Raw genomic sequence first — 18920 nt, 5'->3', positions numbered from 1 at the left:
GGGTATTCCTTAACAATCTGGGCCTGGGTTTTGGTTAGGCCGGGACGACGGCGTCTTCAATGGCCTGGCGCATCAGGGTGTGCTGCTTTTTCACCAGGTCGATGGGGTCGGATTCGCCAAGGTCCGCGAAGGCGTGGCCTTCCCATTCGCTGGAGAGGAATCCCTGGTAGCCGCCGCGCACAAACTGGCGCACGATCCGCGGAATATCCATGGCCGGCTCGTTGCCGTCCTGGTCGATGTCGTAGAACTTGGCATGCACGTGGAAGATCTGCGGCATGATATCCAGCCATTCCTCCGGCGGGACCAGCCCGTGCATGTTGAAGGCCAGCCGGGTGAAGGGGCCCAGCCGGGCCGGGTCGAAGTTGTGGGCCAGCAGGTAGTCCTCGAACTTCTGGTTGCGTTCATGCATCGGCAGCGGTTCGCGCCAGATCTGCTGCATGAGAGCCAGATGCTCCTCGCCCAGTCCCATCTGGCGCAGGGTGCGGAACAGGGTCGGGGACAGCGAGTGCATGGTGGAGCTGAAGTCTGCGGTGAAGCCCAGGCGCTCGCTGTCCAGCTCCTGGTACATTTCACGGATCTGCAGGATCTTCGGATCGTTCGGGCCCTGCGGCGCGTGGATCTCATACCCGAGTTTTTGATCGTATTTTTCGGCCAACGGCAGCAGGCTGCGCAGCAGCTCCTTGCCGGCCGAGCGGATCACGATGCGGTTGAATCCCAGCTGGTGGGCGGTGTGCAGCTGGGCGGCGAAGAAGTCGTATTCCTCGCTCGGGGTCATGTCCCGGTCCTTGCGCCGGCCCATGTCCAGGTTGGTTCCCACCGCGCTGGGCACCAAACCGTAGCGGTCCATGCTGGTGCGCCACAGCTTGATGAACTCGTCGTCGACGTGCGGGTAGGTGCGCAGCATCTGCGCGATGTTGAATTCAACCCCCGGCCCCAGCCCGTGATCGGCGGCGGCCTTGATGAGGGTTTCCTGGGTGTACTGTCCCGCGGCGAATTCCGAGGTCAAGGAGTACAGGGTGATACCAAGCTCGATCCCCGAGCCTGCAATGCCTTCTGCCATGATGTTCCCTTCCAGAGTTTTCAGCCGCGTGCAGGCTGGGCCAGGTGCGCGTGGAGCAGTTCACGGGCGCTGTGCGAATCGGTGATCATGCTGGAGCCGGCGTCCTTGGCCGCCGCGCGCTGCAATGCGTGCTCGCCGCGGATGATTTCAAACGGATCCTGCCAGTTGTTCCAATGCCAGCCTTCGTATTCGCTGGAGATGGCGCCGTGGTAGCCGTTCTCCACCAGCTGGGCGATCAGGCCGCGGACCGGAACCGATGGTTCTTCGCCGGTCTCATCGATCCCGAAGAACTTGCCGTGCACGTGGCGGATCCAGGGCATGATTTCCTGCCAGGTGTCAATGGATGCCGGTCCGAACAGGCCGGTTCCGTTGATGGCGAAGTCGATTCCGAGCTCCGGGCGGCCATAGCGGGCGGCCAGGCCGATGAATGCGCCGAACCGTTCGCCGTGCACCTTCTGGGTGATCGGCGGGCCTTCGGCGTAGAAGCCGTCCCACAGCGCAACCACCGCGGCCAGCAGTTCCTCGCTGGCCCCGCGACGGCGGTAGGCTTCCAGCAGCGAGGGTGCGAAACCGGTGACGGTGGCACCCCAGTCGGCGGTGAAACCCAGCAGCGGCGAGTTCAGCTTTTCGTAGCGGTCACGCAGTGCGAGCACCCGCTCGTGGGCGCCGTGCTGGTCCGCGTGGACCTCCAGGGCAAGGGTCACCCCGTACTTCTCGGCCACCGGCAGCAGGCTCTCCATGGCGTCCGGGGTCAGCGAGATCTGCACCCGGGCGATGGGGAATCCCAACCGGGCGGCCACCTCGATCTGGGCCCGCATGTATTCAACCATCTCATCGTGGGTCATCAGGCGGTCGCGGCGCAGCCCGGTGTCCACATTGACCGCCAGCGAGGTGGGGACCAGGTCCACTTCCTGCACCAGCTCGCGGAACTTGCCCACAAAACTGTCCTCGATGCGGTTGGGGAAACCGCGCAGGCTGGAGAAGCCGATCAGTTCAAGCCCCGGACCGAATCCTTCGGCCGCGACCTTGCGGATCAGGGATTCAAGATCGTAGTGGCGGGCGTGGGAGGCGCGGGTAAAGCTGTAGAGGGTGACCCCCTGGATTGGTGTTCCCAGAGTGCTCATCGCTGTGCCGCCTTCATGGTTTTGGTGTCGCTTTCTTCAATGTGCAGCACCCCGTGATCGGTGATGATGTACGGGATGTAAACCTTTAGTTCCACACGAACTTCGTGCTCGGTGATGTCCTCGCGCAGCGGCAGGTCCCCGGTCAGGGTGGCCGAATCCAGCGGGAACCACCATTCGTCGGTTTCCTGGACCAGCTCGCTGAAGCTGAAGGTGCGTCCGTTCATGCCCCAGCGCAGGCTGTCGGCCGGTGCTTCGACGCCGTCAACACTCAGTGTTGCGCCGGCAATGCAGGACCCCGGCAGGGCCCGGTACCAAGGGATTCGCACCTCCACGGCCGTTTGGCCTTCATGGGTGGTTAGCGTCCCCTGCTCGATTATGCGATCGGCAATCATCGGGTCTCCTTGTCTAGGTTCGTCACAACTGACTTATTCCTTATTCACTCATTCTATTGTCTGATTTCGACATAAGTAAAGAGTTGTTGAGTTTTTCTGCGATCCGCCGCGCACCGCGCACGGCCAGGGCGACGGAGGTGAGGGTGGGGTTGCAGGCGGTCGCCGTGGGGATCACGCCGTTGCCGGCCACAAACAGGCCGGGAACCTGCCAGACCTCGCTGTCCGGTGAGCACACGCTGGTTCCGTCATCCGCGGTTCCCATCCGCGTGGTGCCCTGGTAGTGCAGCGACGAGCCCGGAGGCATGACGAATGGGCGCTCATCCAGCGGGTCCCCCACTGCGTGCCCCAACCGGACAATCTGCTGCTTGGCCCGCTCGATGACCTGGTGGTCGGCTTCGCTGAGGCGATAGTGGATCCGCATCGAGGGCATGCCGTAAAAATCCGGAACCTGGTCGTCGAACTCGACGCGGTCCTGCGCGCTCAGGTCCTTGGCGCAGAACAGTCCAAGACCGACAATCGATCCAGGAACCACCGGATCGTCATCTGCCAACGGAACCGGCGAGGCATCCAGCTGCATGATCTGCCCGTGGAAGGGCTCCTCATCCGTGTAGGGCACCCAGGAGACACCGCTTTGCTCGCTCAGCCCGGCACCGGGTGCGCCGGCGCCCTGCGATGCCTCAACCCCGCGCAGGCGGCTGGCGAAAACCACCTGCGCCTGGTCGTTCAGGTAGCGGCCCAGGGCTTCGGGGCGGATGCCCGAGGCCCACAACAGCTGCGGGGTGCGCAACGCGTCGGCCCCCACCACCACGCAGCGGGCGGCAACCTGGTACTGCTGCCCGGTGAGCTGGTCGCTCAGCTCAACCCCGCTGGCCGCCGCGCCGTCGGTGAGCACCCGGCGAACCAATGAATTGTCGAAAAGGGTGAAGTTCTCATTGTTCCGGGTCGCCTCGCCCATCACCACGTCGGCTCCCGACCAGACCAGCTGCCCCTCGGGACGCCGGTGCACGGCCAGCGGCATGGGCTGCACCCGGTATTCGGCCACACGGTCCTGATCCACCTGGGCCGCCAAAAGCTCCCTGACCTTCTGGGGCAACGGGGCCTGTTCGAAGGCCTGGGTCGTCACCCCCAGCAGCCGTTCGGCTTCGGCCAGCAGCGCATCAAGGTCATCGAGGAAGCCGATCCGTTCGGCGCCGCCGGGCCGCGGGCACGCACCGGTCCAGTGCGCCCCCATGCCCCCGACGTTGCTGGACATGGCCGCCACCGGCAGCCCGTCTTCCCCATCAGCCGCGTAGCCTTCGGTGAGCAAAAACGTGCCGGGGCGGGCCTGCCGGGTTCCGGCTTTCACTTCCCCGGGAGAATTGACCGTCGCCGCGCCGGCCCCGGGGCCTTCCGAAGCCCGTTGGGCCGCCGCGCGTGCGGCCGGGTCACCGATGTTCTTGACATGGGCACCGGGTGGATTGCTGATGCTCGGGCCCACCTCGAACATGGCGATCCGCGCCTCGGGGGCCAGTTCGCTCAGGATCCGGGCGTAGGCCGCGGAAGTCGGCCCGCTGCCCACAATGGCGACATCTACCTCCAGCGGATACCGGTTTGCGCTCATGGTGCGGCCACCAGTTCCTGGATACGCTTCACCGACTGGGCGGAGCTGATGGTCGGATAGTATTCCAGACCGATCTCACCGCGGTAGCCGCTGGTGTGCAGCTGCGCCAGGCGCGAGGTCCAGTCAATCAACCCGGAGCCCGGTTCGCCGCGGCCCGGCGCGTCGGCAATCTGCACATATTTGATCAGCCCCGCCGCGTTGGCCAGTTCGTGTTCCACGTCCTCGCCCTCAACGGTCGAGTGGTACAGGTCGTAGAGCACCCCGAACTGCGCCGAATCCACGCCGCGGGCCACGTACACCGCTTCCGAGGTGCGGTCCAGCAACGCTCCGGGGTGATCCACCCGCACGTTGACCGGTTCCAGCACCAGGGTGATGCCCGATCCGTCGATGAGGCTCACGGCCTTGGTGTAGATCTCGATCAGTTCATCGAGCTGGTCCTGGCGTTTGCGTCCGCCAAAACCGGTTCCCGAACCGACAACAATCCGCGGGCAGCCAAGCTGCAGGGCGACCTGCACGCCTTCTTCAAGCCCGGTGTAAAACGGTGCATGATTTTTCGGTGGAATCATGAACTGGGTGCGCGGCTCGGCCAGCTGGGCGGTGAGCTTCACCCCGGTCTGCTCAAGTGCATCCTTCAGTGCCGGGATGTCCTTGCCCGTCGGTCCCCACATTTCCACGGCGCTGAATCCGGCGGCGGCCGCCGCACGGACCCGGTCCGCGGCGGATTCGCCGGCTTCAGCAAAAAGCAGGTCGATGTTGGGGGCAAGCTCGTACATGGGAACTCCTGTCACAAGGGGTGGAAAATGGTGGTTTTGATGATGCGGACCCTGTTTTTGGGCGCAGCGGGTCACCACGACAGGTACGGAACCTGTCTGGATGGGTGGGTGGGGCGGGGCCTTAGCCTTTCAGGCCGCCGGCGAATCCCTGGATGAAGCGCTTCTGCGCGAAGAGGAACAGCACCAGGATCGGGATCATGGAGACAATCACGATGGCGAAGATCGAGTTCCACTCGGACACCAGGGAGCCGATGTAGTAGTACATGGCCACCGGCAGGGTCTGGTTCTCGGAGCCGCCCAGGAAGATCAGCGAGGTGAAGAAGTCGTTCCAGACGATCAGCCCCGCGAAGATCGTCACGGTTCCGGTGGCCGGGGCCATCATGGGAAGCACGATCTTGGAGAAGATCTGGAAACGGGTGGCCCCGTCAATGGTTGCCGCTTCCTCATAGGAGGTGCCGAGTCCGCGGAAGAAGTTCGAATACAGGAAGATGGATACCGGCAGCAGCATGCCGGTGTACAGGATGATCATGCCCCAGGACGAGCCGGTCAGGCCGATGGCACGGGCACCCATGTACAGGGGCACCGCACCCAGCTGTCCGGGCAGGATGATGGCGATCAGGAACAGGTAGTAGGCGGCCTTGCTCCAACGCCGGGTGTTGCGGGCAATCACATACCCGGTCAGCGAGCCCATGATGATCAGCAAGACGATGCTGCCGGCGGTGATAATCACGCTGTTGAGCAGGCCGGTGAGGACGTTCGAGTTGCCCGTGGCGGTGAGCACATCAACAAATGCGCTGAAGTCCAGGCTCTCAGGCAATGCCAGCGGCGAGGTGGAGTACATTTCGGTACCCGACTTCAGTGCCGTGGTGACCAGGAAATAGAAGGGCGCCAGGAACACCAGGGCAAGGACCCAGAGCCCAATTTCTCGTAGCAGCGTCAGCTTGGTGTAGCGGAACATGAGCTTAGTCCTCCGGGTTCGAACGGGTGAGCCGCTGCTGAAGCACGGCGAAGAATAGGATGATGACCGCCAGCACCAGTGCCAGCGCGGCGCCGCCGCCGAAGTTTCCGAGCGCGAATGCCTGCTTGTACACCTCGGTGGCCAGGGTTTCGGTGGCCCCGGCGGGGCCGCCGCTGGTCAACGCCATGATCGGGTCGAAGACCCGCAGGCCCTGCACGATGCCCAAGGTCATCGCGATCGCCACCGCCGGCCGTAGCGCCGGCAGGGTGACGTGGCAGAAACGCTGCCAGAGGTTGGCCCCGTCAATCGCGGCGGCCTCTTCAACTTCATTGGGAACACTGGTCAGCCCGGCCATAAAAATGACCATGGCGAATCCGGTGGAAGACCAGGTCAGCACCACGAGAACCGTCCAGACTGCCCACTGCGGGTCAGCCAACCACGGTTTGGCCAGGTGTTCCAGGCCAACCGAGGTGAGCAGGACGTTGATCGGACCGTCGAAGTCGAAAATGAACTTCCAGATATAGGCCGTGGCCAGCGGGCTGAGCACCACGGGCATGAAAAACAGGGTACGCAGCGCGTAACGTGTTTTCACCACCCGGTTCAGTCCCAATGCGAGCAGCAGGCCCAGGATATTGCCTAGGAGCACCGAGCCGAAGGCGAAAAAGAGGGTGTTGCCCAGGGAGCGGATTTTGGTGGGGTCGCTGAAAATCGCTTCAAAGTTCTTGAACCCGATGATCTCGAACGAGCCGATGCCCGACCAGTTGGTGAAGGCGAAGAACCCGCCGATACCGGTCGCCACGTAATGGACGGCGAAGACCAACACAATCCCGGGTAACGCCCACCACCAGTGTCCAAACTCCAGGCCCCATTGCGGCCGGGAAGCTTTTTTCGAACCGCTGCCGCGCCGCCCGGGGCGGCTAGCTTCGGTTTTCTGCCCGATGGGCGCTTGACCGCTCGCCGGCTCGCTGGCCTCGCGATTGGTCGATTGTGATGTCACCGTCATGATAATTTCTGCCTATTCTTCCGAAACCAAAAACTCAGAGACCAGTGGGTTACTGCTCCCAGGCGACGTCCATAGCTTCCAGCACCTGGGCCGGGGTCTGCTGCCCGGTCAACAGGCCCTGCACACCGGTACCCAGCTCGTCATACACCGCGGCATTGGACCATTCGCTGTTCGGCAGTGGTGCGTAGCGCTTATTCAGGATCAGGTCGGCAACGTTTTTGTAGGCGCTGTTGGCGAAGTCGAAATCTTCCAGGCCGGTCACCGGCAGGGCTCCGTCGATTTCAGCGAAAGCCTTGGTCTGTTCCGGCTTGGCCAGCCATTCCAGGAAGGTTGTGGCGGCATCCTTGTTCTTGGATGCCGCGTTGATCGAGTAGGCGTAGTTGGCGCTGGCGTAGATGAAGTCTTCTTCCGGGCCGCCTTCGCTCGGCAGCACCCGGACCTCGAAGTCCTGGTCTTCGGCGGTGGTTTTCAGCTGCATGTTGCTCGGGCCTGGGATGAAGGCCGCCAGCGAGTTTCCGCCAACCAAGGCCTTGGTCACCACGTCGAAGCCGGCGCCCTCGGCACCCTTCTGGAAGCATCCGGCATCCTTCAAGACGACCACTGCTTCCAGGGACTTCTGCCAGCCTTCGGTACCGGCGAAGGTCACCTCTCCGGCGACACGCTTGTCATTCCAGTCTGGATCCGTGGAGTACACACGGGTCGCGGCCAACTGCATACCGAGCAATCCGGTGTTCGGGGCCGCGGTGCCTGCCACCGCGAACATCGATTTGTTATCGGAGGCCAGCGCCGCGCACTGCTCAAGGACACTGGAGAAGTTTTCAGGGAACGGGTTGATCCCGGCGGCGGCTGCCGTCGTGTCGTTGGAAACCAGGCCGACCACGGTGATCTCCGGGGCCAGGCCGTAGACCTTGCCGTCCGAGCCGAACAACGCCTCGCTGCCCTCCGGGACCAAGTCCGCGGCCGATTCACCCAATGGCTCCAGGAAGCCGGCTTCCACCAGCGGCAGGATGCTGCGCCCCGAGGCCGAGCCCGGGGAGGTTACCAACACGTCGGAGGCATTGCCGGCCTGCAGCTGGGTGCGCACCACCTGGTCGTAGGAATCGTTTGGCTGCGGGTTCAGGGTGATTTTTACGTCGGGGAACTCTTCCATGTACTGCTTCGCCAAAGCCTCGTAGGGGCTCTCAACGGTGTTGGAGGTTGCGAAGGTGAGCGAGAATTCCTGGCTGCTTGCCTCGGATGCGCTGTCGGAAGATCCCCCGCACCCGGTCAGAGCGAGTGCCGCAACGGTGGGAATAGCCAGGGCTGCAAGCCTAAAACCTGCGGAGCGTCGGTGCTGAGTCATGACCAGCCTTTCAAACTTCATTGTGAGCGTATAACCGAAGGGTGATCCCGGTCACTCATAATTATGGATACATGTGCCAGAAAAGTACATAAGTTTTGCAGATAGTAGACATAAGTAAGTATTTGCGCGACTTCTACGCGCCCCTGCTAGCCTCATCCGCGCCCGTGATATAAGCCGACGCACCGTGCGCACCCCGATGAAATCGAGGTGCGCACGGTGCGTCGCAAGACGGAGCTTGGCCTAGACTGCGGCCGTCAGCGACCGCATGCTGCGGCGAATCAGGTCGTGCTGCTTGCGCACCAGCGCCAGCGGGTCCACTTCCCCGAGCTCGGCGAATGCATGGCCCTCCCATTCACTGGACCAATAACCGCGGTATCCGCCGTCAACAAAAACGCGCACGAGTTCCGGATAATCGATGGCAGGCTCATCACCCTGCTCGTCGATGTCGTAGAACTTGGCGTGGACGTGGAAGATCTGCGGCATGATGTCGGCCCACTGCGCCGGTTCGATGTGCCCATGCATATTGAAGGCCAGGTGGGCGAAGGACCCCAAGCGCGCCGGGTCGAAGTCGCGGCCACGCAGGTAGGCGATGAATTGCTCCTGGCGTTCACGCATCGAGGCATCGGTAGCCCAGATCTCCTGCAGCCGCCGCACGGCCTCATCATCCAGTCCCGCCCGGCGCACGGCACGCAGCAGTGTGGGAGACATGCTGTGCATGGTGGATGAGAAGTCGGCGACAAATCCAAGCAGCGGCGAGTCCAGTTCCTCATAGACATCCCTCACCCGCATGATTTCAGGTGAGTTCGGCCCCATGGGAGCATGGATCTCATAGGCAAGTTTCAGCCCGTGCTCTTCAGCCACCGGGAGCAGCCGTCGCAGCAGCTCCGGTTTGGCGCTTTGAATACGGACCAGCGGGAATCCCAGGGTTTTGGCCCCGTCGAACAGTGTCCTGCTGAACTCGAATTCCTCGTCCGGTGTCATGTCGCGGTCCCGGCGCCGACCCATGTCCAGGTTGGCGCCGAAGGAGCTGGCGGTGAACCCGTATTTATCCATGGCCCCCTTCCACACCTTGGTGAATTCGGGAGTGACCCGCGGATAGTCCGGAAGCATTTGCGAGGCGACCATCTCAATGCCGGGGCCGATTCCCAACTGCGCAACACGTTCAAGCAAGCTGTCGAAGTTGTACCACCCGGCACGGTATTCAGCGCTGGCCGAATACAACGTCAGCCCGAGATCAAACGGGTCTTCCTGCGTTTTCGGCGCTGGCGGTTCGACGGGTTCAATCTCAATCTGCGCCTGTTGCGGGCGGTCGGTTGCCTTCAGCTCCAGCTGCTGGTTCACGAAGTTCGGGACATACATCCCCGGCCCGCCATCAGCACCCGGGGCGATCTGCATGTACGGCAGGCGCAGTTCCCCCAGGATTCGCACGGTGTGCACGTTTCCCAGTTCAATGGGTTCGGGCAACGCGGCGATCAGCAGCGGGTGGTCTTGCAGGAACCAAAGGACCTGGTCCTGCTGGGGCAGCTCATCCAGGGAGTAACGTACACCGTGAAGTTCAAAACTCAGGTCCTCGGCTGGAATTTCGGTTCCGTCCACGGTCAGCTTCAGGGAAGTTACCGAGGACAGCCAGAGGCTACGATACCAAGGAATCGTCAGGGCTACCGCAAGGCCGTCGGGGTGGACGCGGAGGCTGGATTCGCCAATGAGGCCGTTAGGCATGATTTTCTTCTTTCTGGAACGTTGTTAGTTCACTGTCCGAGGCAATGGAACGCAGCAGGGTGTGTTGCCGCCTGATCTGTTCAATGGCGCGCCAGGCGGTGCGTTCGCCTTCGTATTCGCTGGAAAGATACCCGCGGTATCCGGCGTTTTCCAAGGCGTTGATGACCGGAACCCACGGGATCTGCTGATCCTCGAGGTCGGTGTTGATGTCGTGGAATTTGGCCTGGATAAAAACCACGTACTTGGCAATCTCGGCAAAGTCCTTCGGGTCCACCCCGATGCCATCCAGGAATGCCGGCCTGGTTTCGCGGCTTTCACCCTCACGCAGAGGAATGGGACGGTCCTGGAAGATTCCGGTGTCAATCAGCAATCCGAAGTTTTCGGTACCGGTGCGTTCGATGAGGCTAATGTAGTCCTGGACCACCGGATGCTTAATGGGTGTCGGCGAGTGGATCTCCGGGCAAATAATGATCCCGAGGTCGTGGGCCAGATCGAGATTTCGTTCAACCGCGCCCTGCCAAATGGGGTCGGGCACCAGGTCGTCGGAGACGACACCAATTTTTGGCCTGACAAATTTGAATCCGAGCTGATGCGCGAGCTTGAGGTCGCGTTGCAACGCCTGCGCCCCCTCTTGCTCGGTCAGCCCGCGACCAGGATGCAGCCGGGTATCAATCCAGGATCCATAGTTGGTTGGCTCCAGCGAGTAGCGCTCCAGCAACGCGAACCACCGGTCAATGAACGCCGCGGACGGGTTGGGGTATCCAGGGATATGCCCCTCTCCGAGGATTTCCACGCCGGTGGCGCCGATGTCATTGATGGCCGCCAGCGAGGTTTCCAGATCCATGACCGTGCCATAGTCTCCCATAAAGCTGTAGAGAGACACCCCGTATTTAAACTGTCCGCCGCCGTCCTGCGGCGCCAAGGTCACCATCCGAGTTTCACGGAACAACGAGGGCTGATGCATCAACGGCACGTAGGACATCCGCAGCCGCAGTTCGATGCTGACCTCGTGGACACCCGCAGGCAGGCCTCCTTCCAGCGGCACGGTAACTAGCGCCGCTTCTTCCAGCGGCCACCGCAACCCTTCGCTTTGCCAGAGCTGCTCAAGGGTGAAGGTTTTTCCCGCGAATCCCCACAGCGGAACTTCCGGGCCCACGGTGAGAAGATTCCCCACGGAAACCGAGATCCCGTCAATCAGCGACGCGGCCATCCCTCGATACGAGGGCATTCGAACCCTGAATTGAAATCCGGTAACGCGCCCATCCTGGTACACATTCCGGAAACCTACCGATTGGATCAGGCTTCTCTCCAGCAGCATTGTGACCCACCTCTCTCTCGATCTTGCTCAAGAGTAACAGCATTATGTCGTTTTTACACCAAAGGTTGGTAGATTTTGACATAAGAAATTTGGATGACCACCATGCTGGAACTTGCTTGACGCCCGACAAGGGGATGGTGCGCTATTTGGGGAGATGCATGCCGACCGTAGTTCATTCCAGCAAGACAACGGCAACCAACAGCAGATTGCCACCTTCGTCGCCCACTCCAAAAATCGCTGGAGGTCGGCAACCTCCCGAACCTGGAGGCAATCCACCCCAGTCATCTTGCGCCTAGGGGGTCGCAAGGCTGTGATAACGTACCTATGTATAGGTACAAAGATACAAAGATTGGGTCTAGAAATGAATAACCTGATAGCGCCTATCGGCGCAGTTATCCTCATCATTGGCGCCATTCTTCTCGTTGGTATGCCTGCAGCACGAAGGATGGCACCTTGGATGGGTTCGTATGTAGGAGTCAGGAACGATGCGGATCTGATCGCTACGCGCGCAGCTTGGCACCGAATGGGCCTATTTAGCGGCGGCGTCTTGCTCGTCCTTGCAGTGGCGCTGTTCGTTAGCGATTTGGATCTATATTTAGCCCCGGTGGGCTATGCAGTGGCTATTATCGCCGGCTCGGCCGCCAACGTGGGGGGCGGAGTGAAACGTCGAGCTGAGTTGGTGCACACCGACAGAGAGCGAATCACATCGACAGGTTTGCTACGCGCATCATTAGCGATGACCGTAGGCATCATCATTGCAGCAAACCTCGCCTCATTTAAACTGTCCAACGAAGCCAATCATTGGTCAGGCCTGCTCTCATTGCGCTCAGCACTATGGCCGTTCAGCCTTGATATGCGACAGATACTCGTCATCGGGCTTGTCTCGGTGTTCGTATCAGCGCTGGCATGCGCCTGCCAATGGGTACAGACGCGGAGGCAGTCAATCGCAGGTGTGTCGGCAAGGGTTGATTCGATGATCAGGGCTCTCACTTCCAAACGAATCGCGCTTGCAGCGCTGGGAGCACAGATCATGCTTGTCGGCTCCATCTTTCCTGGACTTCAAATCTTTACTTTGAATGTCATCGGGTATGACTACACGGTCAATGCCCAAGCCGATGTTGTTGGCTCACTGCTCGGATTGGCAGTATTCACGGCGGGCATGGCGGTTTGCCTGCGCGCAGTACTGTTTCCGCTGTGGATCAGGCCACGAAACATTTTCAGAACGACAGCGCTAGGCAACACTCAGTCAGATTCAGATACGATCAATCTGCGCACCCCCGCCGACGCCCACGCTGAAGAGACGGACGTATGGAACTCGAAGTAGACACCCGAAGCCCCGTCCCAAGTTACGAGCAAATCCGGCATCAAATCACCAAACTGGTCCTGACTGGTGTTTTGCAGCCGGGGATACAGTTGCCACCCATCCGGCGACTAGCTGGACATTTGGGGCTATCTAACGGCGTCGTAGCACGTGCATACAAAGAACTTGAGCGTGAAGGCACCGTTATCTCAGAAGGGAAAAAGGGGACCACCATCGCTCCGCGACGAATTCCTGCCGATTCTGGAAATCAAAACCACGAACGAGATCAGCTGCTTCTCGAAGGAGCGGTCAAATATGCCGCCCTAGCTCACTCACTTGGGTTTGGAGCTCCGGACGCTCAAGACGCACTCAAACGCGCCTTGGATCCAAACTTTCTAGGCGCGCCAGGAAGCGGGATCCTGGACCAAATCGTGGACCAAGTTGGGCCGACGCTACGACGAACAACTAGCCCCATTTGATACCCCTGAAAGCATAAGTTGATGAGAGTTTTCTAGGTTCTCTCATTACGTTTATTCCTTGGATGCTTACTAAGCCTCCCTCCTCGTTAGCTTGTCAGCCACATCACGACGCTGATACCCATGATGAGAAAACATTTCTCAAGCACCAGTGACTACAGGTTGAGAATTTCAAGGTAACTAATACGAAACCTCGGAATTTTCCCCGTCGGCCGCAAAAAGGCTGCCAGTGAGCGATTGCTCGGTGGCAGCCTTTTCAGAAGAATCAGAAGACTTCTTACGAGGAAGCTCCCGACGAATAAGCAGGAGATATCTCCATGATTCCCTCTGGACCTTCCTGAACCGACCATTGCTGATCAGCCGGGAATGCCTTCGAATAATCCAAGTTTTCAGAGCAGAAATCAACCTTCGACCGGGTCAACTCAACCGACTGCGCATCATCCCCTTGCCCGAAGACCAGCCACTGTCGCTGGTCTCCTGAATCAGTATCGAGCTGTTCCACCACCCTTTTCATCGGAGCAGGCAGATCTGCAGAAGCCGAGGAATACGGGCACACTACGGCAACGTGTTCCCAAGATTCCATCGGTAGATCCCGTTGAGGGAGAACGATATTTCCATGGGGCTTAGCCTCAGAAATCAGCTTTCCCTCATAAGATCCGCCTTGCGCGCAGCCTGTCATCACCAGGCTAAAAGCAGCAAGGCAAACAATCTTCAAGGACAGTTGTTTAGTAATTTTCATGCTCGCATTCAACAATTTTTAGAGGGTGACCAGCTTGTTCTGGTTGGCCAAGGACTTGCACTTAGCACTGCTCTTTGAAGCTGTCTTCTGCGCCTTGCCGACCGATCGACCAGTCTTGTTGTTGGCTAGATCCATCTTCTTCTCACGCGCAGGTCCGTTACGGATTGCTTCATGGTTTGAAGCAATCTTCATAGCACCGTTCTCTCCAATGCTGATGGTCATCAAGGCATTCCAGTAGCAGTGGCGGTATGCGTCTCCCTTGCCATTATGCAACGAATTAGGGAAAAGCTTTTTTGCGGATGCTGAGGCACTGTTCGCGTCCTAACTAGCACGGTTACACGACACTAGATCTACGTGGATGACGCAAGCGGCCTTTTCAAAAAATGACCAAACAATATCAGAATATGCGGGACTCGCTACACCCAACACCCCAGCTTCAGCCGCGGAGGCAACCGAAATTTCACCGTTGGGCGCAAAAATCTCAGCTACCCTCTCCACTTCCATTTCCTCAAACTCCTGCAACAGCGCTTCCTGATCAGATTCGCTCATTTCGTCCAGTTCAGCGTATGGGTCTGCCGCCTCCTCCAACCGCTCCAGTAAGACCAGCTGATCAGCAGCATCAGCATTCTCAGAAGCATGAGCTGCTGAGGAACCGATAACAAGGGCAATGGTGACCACGCCAGACATCAACACAGAAGATAACTTCTTCAGACCTTCAACTCTCTTCATGGGCAATATACCCATTCTAGTGAATATATCACCACTATTCAAAAGAAAAAAGCCAAGAAATATGATTCCCGGAGTCATGAGGCTGATTCTAGACATTTCCATACCATCGGAACATCCTGGCGCACCGGCGAGTCGTAGTCCCAAACCGAACCATCCGGTGAAATCAGTTCCCCATCAACGGGTAGAAGTAATCAAGCATGCAGGAAGCCATATCAGGGGCGCCGTCCCACCGCATTTTTTCGAAGCTCAACCACGACGCAGTGATCAGCGTGATCTCTTCCTCATACCGATATGAGCCTGGGAGTCTACAGAACGTATGCAGCTGTAGGCTTTCCCATTTTAGACTGTCTGCTATTGGGATCTGTCCGAACTTTGTTCTCCCATAGACTCAATTTGCCATGCCCAAAAGAACCGCGCGGACGTACTAGAAACTCAATTTGGTTCCTTGCATCAGCCAACACACCAAGGGGCTCCGCGCGGCGCTAAATACACACATCATGAATTTTCGACGTACATGCGGCAAGGACCCTAGGCGCGTCCCGCGACGAGGCAAGTGTCCGTAAAACGGGCCTAACGGGCGCTCCCGATCCGGCACATGCAAAAGCTGCGCTCTTGAACTTGGACTACTCAACGGTACAAGGAGCCCGGGGTGCGTCCGAATGCGGCCCTGAATGCTGTGATGAATGCGCTTGGCGAAGAGAATCCACTCTCGTTCGATACACGGGTCACGTTATGCCCCTCCGCAAGTCGCAAAGTCGCGCTATGCATCCGTAGCTGGTTTCTCCAGGTCACGAAACTCATGCCGGCTTCCAACCGGAACAATCGGTTCAATGTCCGCTCGCTAGCCCCCACCTCCCGACCAAGGGCCGCCAGCGTCAGGTTTCGACTCATCTCCGCCTCAACAATTTCCTGCAACCTGACCAGACGCAGGTCGGTGAACACCGGCAGCATGCTCGAATTATGGTCAGAGGCTACCAACTGGTCGCCTAGTACTTGAAGCAACCGACGAGCCTGGGGCGTTTTAGATTTTCCCTGATTTGAGCAAGCGATCAGCAACTCTCTGACCAATGGAGAAACCGTGATTAGTGAAGGTTCGTGGCCCAAATTCTGTACAAAAGACGTTGGTATCCCGATCATATGCACGGTGGACACACCGTGCACCTGCCAATGATGCATCATGCCTCCTGGCACCCACACTGCACGGACTGACGGGGTGTACCAGGTGCCGCTTTCGACAAATACCTCCAGCACACCGGAGCTGGCATAAATCACTTGATTATCGTCGTGCACATGCGGCGTGACTTCATCGCCGGGCAGGAGAAAACGCGTTTCAGTGGGAGCAACAGACTGATGGCGGATTTTCGACATAATATGTCAGTTTAGCGAAAGTACGACGTATCAGTATCGCGTGAAAATTTAGGTATGAGTTCTACAGTTTCCCGTTCAGCTCGCCACGGAGCACGACTCTTGGCGTACTCGCATGTGACGGTTGATTTCTATCAAGGCGCCATCGCTGCGCTAGTTCCTTTCCTGGTTGTCGAACGTGGCTACAGTTACGCCGCCGCTGCAGGAATTGTGCTGGCCAGTTCTCTCGCATCATCCATTGTCCAACCTCTCTTTGGAGCACTTGGCGATAGGTGGCAGATGCGTTGGCTGATTCCAGTCAGTATTTTTGTTGGCGGCCTTGGTGTTGCCGGTATCGCGTTCGCCGATTCATTGATTGCAACCTCGCTCATGGCCGCTCTTTCTGGGATCGGTGTTGCGGCCTATCATCCAGCTGGCGCGAGCCGAGCTCGAGTGATCAGTGGTAACGATCAAGTCGTCATGTCATGGTTCTCGCTTGGAGGCAATATTGGCTTTGCCATCGCTCCCTTGGCCGTGGCTGCGACCGTTGGAGTCTTCGGCCTCAGGGCTAGCCCACTGTTGATGGTTCCAGCGCTGACGGGAATGCTTGCGGTAGCACTTATTGGAAGTGTCTACACACCTTCATCGGCGAGACTTGCGTCCAAACAGGTTTCCGGAATTGATGACTGGCGCGGGTTTATCCGCACTTCAATAGCGATCATCCTGCGTTCGGTGGTGTTCGTCGGCATGGGCTCGTTCATCGTCCTGTTCATGCACCAGTACCGTGGAGTGAGTGAACCTGTCGCGGCCGCTTCGCTCTTTGTTTTCTATTTGGGTGGCGCGTTTGGCACTGCATTGGGCGGTTACCTAGCGAAAAAATGGCAACGCACGTCAATACTTCGCTGGGCTTACCTGGTCTCCGTGCCAGTCATTGCCGGAATGCTACTGGTTCCTGGTCCAGCTGCCTTTATCTTCATCGCGTTGGCTTCAGTTGTGTTGTATGTGCCGTTTTCACTGCATGTCACCCTGGGGCAAGACTATTTGCCACGACATATGGGGACTGCGAGCGGTGTGACGCTGGGGTTAGCCGTCTCATGCGGCGGCCTAGCATCCCCAGCTATTGGTGCGTTGGCAGACAACGTCGGCTTGGAATACGCATTACTGCCGCTCATTGTGCTTCCGGCGATTGCATTCGTTGTCCTTATAGGGCTCAAGGACCCCGAACTCACAAACAGTCATTCAGTGGCTGTGGCGCCATCTGACAGCAAGAATTCAAGCTCATGATGAGAATGCTATGCCCACCAGAATCTGGCCATAGCATTCCTAAGCTCTGAGCAGTTTCAACCGTGTCCACTTGCCACAGGAAAGTGTGCAATTTTCATTGGACGGTACCCGCTAACGCAGGGAGTCTAGAAAGATACTCGAAGAACGCGACGAGCTACTTAGACAACTTGGAGATATAGGTTGACGAGAGTACTGTAGGTAGCACAGAAGGTGAGGACAAGGTCCCTCATCATGAGTTTGGAAGTCTACAGAACGTATGCGTCTGTAGGCTTTTCCATCTTAAACCGGTCGGTTCTTTAGAACTGTTGGAACTTTGTTGCCTCCAGAGACCCAATTGGCTACATCCGAGTCAATACTGCGAATGATCCGCAATGAATCTCTAATCACGTCCAACACGTCAATCTGGAATAGTGGCTCCATGTGTGAAACGCGGTTTCTGAGCCCGTGAATGTGATTCACGCGCCAGTAGGTCATAGACCCGTCAGCATCCTGAACGTTTGGGAAGGCATGGATGAGGCAGTCCTTCCACATCCGCTCGCGATTGTTGTTCTCCTGGGAGTTTCCAGCGTTGGGCGCATGATTGGGCAAAAGATCCTTCCACATTCCGAACATCACCTGCGCGAGAACATCGTCATGGGTCACTGGGGCTCCGAATCGCCGATGACTTGGAACGCGGGCAATGGATTCTTTGCTCGCTCGGCTCAAAGCGCTATTTCTCTTGCCGGCAATCAACGCGCGTAGCGGGGTTTCTGGCTCCGCAAGGAGCCAACTTGCGCTACCACCATTTGCAACGTTCCATGTTTGCAGCTCTCGATCCATGGCGTTGCGCAAGACTACTTCGGTAATACCAATGATCGACTGTGTCGCTGCAGTCAGATCAAGATTCCATTGATACAGCTTGAGAGCCTTATCTTGGTTGCCTGCAACGGCATCAAGATAAGGCTGCATACGCGAAATGTGCAGACAATTGATGATTTTCTGCCGAGTAATATATGTGGCCACCAGATAATCATCTTCCTTTGTCTTGCTGTAATGAAATGCATGCAACGATAGCAGTTCATTTAAGCCCAAGGCCGGGCCTCGAGCCGTTAGACACCCGAGAAAATAACAGACTCCCCCTGTTCATCAGCAAGCAGGGCTTGATCATCGCGCAGCAGTTGCAACGCATACTCTGCACCAAACGTTTCCAGCGTCTGATCGATCAGCGCCGAAGGGTAGGGCGGCAACTTACCGTCAGCATGCGGAATGACGGTCGCACTCACCAATCCCAGACCTTTTGTATCATTCAGAAGTGGACCGTCCTCCGGCGAATCCATCAACGTGGCGGGAGCAACATCCGGTCCGGCAATAATAGAACCAGCGCTGCTGCCGATATAGGGCAATCCTGACTTCACATGCGACAGGACGATCTCGTCATTTCCCGTAACCCTCAGTGATTCCAACAGCGCAAAAGTGCTCCCGCTCGCCACATAGATCGCGTCCAGAGCCTCAAGCTCGGCGTCCAATTGCGCGGGTGCCAGCTCGCGAAACATCAAGGGAACTACCTCGTATCCAAGAGAACAAATCCGCTCACGCTCCGCCTCCACAAACGGCAACCCCAGGTAAGCAGCTTGGGCGTCGAGCGCGTAGCCGACCCTCAGCGCCCGGTCAGTAACGCTGACAGCCTCAGTAAGAAATGGCGCCACAGCACCTGTGTTTAGCGATAAAAGCAGAATCTTCACTTTTTGATCCTATCGGTGGCCACCGACAGCTGCAGCTC

18 protein-coding genes and 1 pseudogene are annotated in these 18920 nt (G+C 58.5%); 3 read left to right on the top strand and 16 right to left on the bottom strand.

Going from position 1 to position 18920, the window contains the following annotated elements:
* Positions 1 to 34 precede the first annotated feature (34 nt).
* The 10 genes from ACIOWL_RS14345 to ACIOWL_RS14300 all read right to left on the bottom strand — a co-directional run bounded on the left by ACIOWL_RS14345 (position 35) and on the right by ACIOWL_RS14300 (position 11289).
* On the bottom strand, positions 35 to 1060 hold the full coding sequence (locus tag ACIOWL_RS14345) for a sugar phosphate isomerase/epimerase family protein (RefSeq protein WP_400386386.1): 1026 nt from the start codon (positions 1058 to 1060) through the stop codon (positions 35 to 37).
* A 20-nt stretch (positions 1061 to 1080) separates the two neighbouring features.
* Positions 1081 to 2184: a sugar phosphate isomerase/epimerase family protein gene (locus ACIOWL_RS14340; RefSeq protein WP_400386383.1), complete on the bottom strand. Its 1104-nt coding sequence runs from the start codon at positions 2182 to 2184 to the stop codon at positions 1081 to 1083.
* Positions 2181 to 2576, bottom strand: coding sequence for a DUF6379 domain-containing protein (locus ACIOWL_RS14335; protein WP_400386380.1), 396 nt, complete (start codon positions 2574 to 2576; stop codon positions 2181 to 2183). The genes ACIOWL_RS14340 and ACIOWL_RS14335 overlap by 4 nt, the downstream gene beginning before the upstream one ends.
* A 40-nt stretch (positions 2577 to 2616) precedes the next feature.
* Positions 2617 to 4176: a GMC oxidoreductase gene (locus tag ACIOWL_RS14330; protein WP_400386378.1), complete on the bottom strand. Its 1560-nt coding sequence runs from the start codon at positions 4174 to 4176 to the stop codon at positions 2617 to 2619.
* Complete coding sequence (locus ACIOWL_RS14325) at positions 4173 to 4949, bottom strand: TIM barrel protein (RefSeq protein ID WP_400386375.1); 777 nt, start codon at positions 4947 to 4949, stop codon at positions 4173 to 4175. Before ACIOWL_RS14325 ends, ACIOWL_RS14330 begins: the two co-directional genes overlap by 4 nt.
* A gap of 121 nt (positions 4950 to 5070) precedes the next feature.
* On the bottom strand, positions 5071 to 5907 hold the full coding sequence (locus tag ACIOWL_RS14320; protein ID WP_400386372.1) for a carbohydrate ABC transporter permease: 837 nt from the start codon (positions 5905 to 5907) through the stop codon (positions 5071 to 5073).
* Between the two features lie 4 nt (positions 5908 to 5911).
* The gene (locus tag ACIOWL_RS14315; RefSeq protein WP_400386369.1) at positions 5912 to 6910 is read right to left on the bottom strand and encodes a carbohydrate ABC transporter permease; all 999 of its coding nucleotides are present in this window, start codon (positions 6908 to 6910) and stop codon (positions 5912 to 5914) included.
* Positions 6911 to 6959: 49 nt separating this feature from the next.
* Positions 6960 to 8252 carry an ABC transporter substrate-binding protein gene (locus ACIOWL_RS14310; protein WP_400386366.1) on the bottom strand — a complete coding sequence of 431 codons (1293 nt, stop codon included), beginning with the start codon at positions 8250 to 8252 and terminating at the stop codon, positions 6960 to 6962.
* Positions 8253 to 8492: 240 nt separating this feature from the next.
* Positions 8493 to 9971, bottom strand: coding sequence for a DUF6379 domain-containing protein (locus tag ACIOWL_RS14305; protein ID WP_400386363.1), 1479 nt, complete (start codon positions 9969 to 9971; stop codon positions 8493 to 8495).
* Complete coding sequence (locus tag ACIOWL_RS14300; RefSeq protein ID WP_400386361.1) at positions 9964 to 11289, bottom strand: DUF6379 domain-containing protein; 1326 nt, start codon at positions 11287 to 11289, stop codon at positions 9964 to 9966. The genes ACIOWL_RS14305 and ACIOWL_RS14300 overlap by 8 nt, the downstream gene beginning before the upstream one ends.
* A 361-nt stretch (positions 11290 to 11650) precedes the next feature.
* On the opposite strand from ACIOWL_RS14300, the gene ACIOWL_RS14295 reads away from it, so the two are divergent.
* Both ACIOWL_RS14295 and ACIOWL_RS14290 read left to right on the top strand, forming a co-directional pair.
* Positions 11651 to 12613: a hypothetical protein gene (locus ACIOWL_RS14295; RefSeq protein ID WP_400386358.1), complete on the top strand. Its 963-nt coding sequence runs from the start codon at positions 11651 to 11653 to the stop codon at positions 12611 to 12613.
* Positions 12598 to 13068: a GntR family transcriptional regulator gene (locus tag ACIOWL_RS14290; RefSeq protein WP_400386355.1), complete on the top strand. Its 471-nt coding sequence runs from the start codon at positions 12598 to 12600 to the stop codon at positions 13066 to 13068. Before ACIOWL_RS14295 ends, ACIOWL_RS14290 begins: the two co-directional genes overlap by 16 nt.
* 274 nt (positions 13069 to 13342) lie before the next feature.
* On the opposite strand, the gene ACIOWL_RS14285 is transcribed toward ACIOWL_RS14290, so the two are convergent.
* From ACIOWL_RS14285 to ACIOWL_RS14270, 4 genes and pseudogenes are all read right to left on the bottom strand, one after another.
* Positions 13343 to 13804, bottom strand: a complete 462-nt coding sequence (locus ACIOWL_RS14285) for a hypothetical protein (RefSeq protein WP_400386353.1) — start codon at positions 13802 to 13804, stop codon at positions 13343 to 13345.
* An 18-nt stretch (positions 13805 to 13822) separates the two neighbouring features.
* Positions 13823 to 14107, bottom strand: a pseudogene (locus ACIOWL_RS14280) (DUF6973 domain-containing protein); the annotation flags it as partial.
* Positions 14108 to 14125: 18 nt separating this feature from the next.
* Positions 14126 to 14611, bottom strand: coding sequence for a hypothetical protein (locus ACIOWL_RS14275; RefSeq protein WP_400386350.1), 486 nt, complete (start codon positions 14609 to 14611; stop codon positions 14126 to 14128).
* A 549-nt stretch (positions 14612 to 15160) separates the two neighbouring features.
* Positions 15161 to 15901, bottom strand: coding sequence for an AraC family transcriptional regulator (locus tag ACIOWL_RS14270; RefSeq protein WP_400386347.1), 741 nt, complete (start codon positions 15899 to 15901; stop codon positions 15161 to 15163).
* Positions 15902 to 15955: 54 nt separating this feature from the next.
* On the opposite strand from ACIOWL_RS14270, the gene ACIOWL_RS14265 reads away from it, so the two are divergent.
* Positions 15956 to 17161, top strand: a complete 1206-nt coding sequence (locus ACIOWL_RS14265; RefSeq protein WP_400386344.1) for an MFS transporter — start codon at positions 15956 to 15958, stop codon at positions 17159 to 17161.
* 279 nt (positions 17162 to 17440) lie between these two features.
* Here the strand turns inward: ACIOWL_RS14265 and ACIOWL_RS14260 are convergent, their stop codons facing one another.
* Together ACIOWL_RS14260 and ACIOWL_RS14255 are read right to left on the bottom strand one after the other, a co-directional pair.
* Positions 17441 to 18232 carry a hypothetical protein gene (locus ACIOWL_RS14260; protein WP_400386342.1) on the bottom strand — a complete coding sequence of 264 codons (792 nt, stop codon included), beginning with the start codon at positions 18230 to 18232 and terminating at the stop codon, positions 17441 to 17443.
* A gap of 17 nt (positions 18233 to 18249) precedes the next feature.
* Positions 18250 to 18882, bottom strand: coding sequence for a Type 1 glutamine amidotransferase-like domain-containing protein (locus ACIOWL_RS14255; protein WP_400386339.1), 633 nt, complete (start codon positions 18880 to 18882; stop codon positions 18250 to 18252).
* Between the last annotated feature and the right edge of the window lie 38 nt (positions 18883 to 18920).

This window comes from Glutamicibacter sp. NPDC087344 (assembly GCF_044744225.1).
Lineage (GTDB): Bacteria > Actinomycetota > Actinomycetes > Actinomycetales > Micrococcaceae > Glutamicibacter.
This window is presented reverse-complemented; position numbering and strand designations above follow the sequence as displayed.

Bases quoted from the DNA above. Each gene is read 5' to 3' on its own strand.
- ACIOWL_RS14270 (WP_400386347.1), bottom strand. From the start codon at position 15,901: ATGTCGAAAATCCGCCATCAGTCTGTTGCTCCCACTGAAACGCGTTTT.
- ACIOWL_RS14300 (WP_400386361.1), bottom strand. From the start codon at position 11,289: ATGCTGCTGGAGAGAAGCCTGATCCAATCGGTAGGTTTCCGGAATGTG.
- ACIOWL_RS14305 (WP_400386363.1), bottom strand. From the start codon at position 9,971: ATGCCTAACGGCCTCATTGGCGAATCCAGCCTCCGCGTCCACCCCGAC.
- ACIOWL_RS14285 (WP_400386353.1), bottom strand. From the start codon at position 13,804: ATGAAAATTACTAAACAACTGTCCTTGAAGATTGTTTGCCTTGCTGCT.
- ACIOWL_RS14330 (WP_400386378.1), bottom strand. From the start codon at position 4,176: ATGAGCGCAAACCGGTATCCGCTGGAGGTAGATGTCGCCATTGTGGGC.
- ACIOWL_RS14320 (WP_400386372.1), bottom strand. From the start codon at position 5,907: ATGTTCCGCTACACCAAGCTGACGCTGCTACGAGAAATTGGGCTCTGG.
- ACIOWL_RS14265 (WP_400386344.1), top strand. From the start codon at position 15,956: ATGAGTTCTACAGTTTCCCGTTCAGCTCGCCACGGAGCACGACTCTTG.
- ACIOWL_RS14275 (WP_400386350.1), bottom strand. From the start codon at position 14,611: ATGACTCCGGGAATCATATTTCTTGGCTTTTTTCTTTTGAATAGTGGT.
- ACIOWL_RS14335 (WP_400386380.1), bottom strand. From the start codon at position 2,576: ATGATTGCCGATCGCATAATCGAGCAGGGGACGCTAACCACCCATGAA.
- ACIOWL_RS14345 (WP_400386386.1), bottom strand. From the start codon at position 1,060: ATGGCAGAAGGCATTGCAGGCTCGGGGATCGAGCTTGGTATCACCCTG.
- ACIOWL_RS14325 (WP_400386375.1), bottom strand. From the start codon at position 4,949: ATGTACGAGCTTGCCCCCAACATCGACCTGCTTTTTGCTGAAGCCGGC.
- ACIOWL_RS14295 (WP_400386358.1), top strand. From the start codon at position 11,651: ATGAATAACCTGATAGCGCCTATCGGCGCAGTTATCCTCATCATTGGC.
- ACIOWL_RS14290 (WP_400386355.1), top strand. From the start codon at position 12,598: ATGGAACTCGAAGTAGACACCCGAAGCCCCGTCCCAAGTTACGAGCAA.
- ACIOWL_RS14310 (WP_400386366.1), bottom strand. From the start codon at position 8,252: ATGACTCAGCACCGACGCTCCGCAGGTTTTAGGCTTGCAGCCCTGGCT.
- ACIOWL_RS14315 (WP_400386369.1), bottom strand. From the start codon at position 6,910: ATGACGGTGACATCACAATCGACCAATCGCGAGGCCAGCGAGCCGGCG.
- ACIOWL_RS14340 (WP_400386383.1), bottom strand. From the start codon at position 2,184: ATGAGCACTCTGGGAACACCAATCCAGGGGGTCACCCTCTACAGCTTT.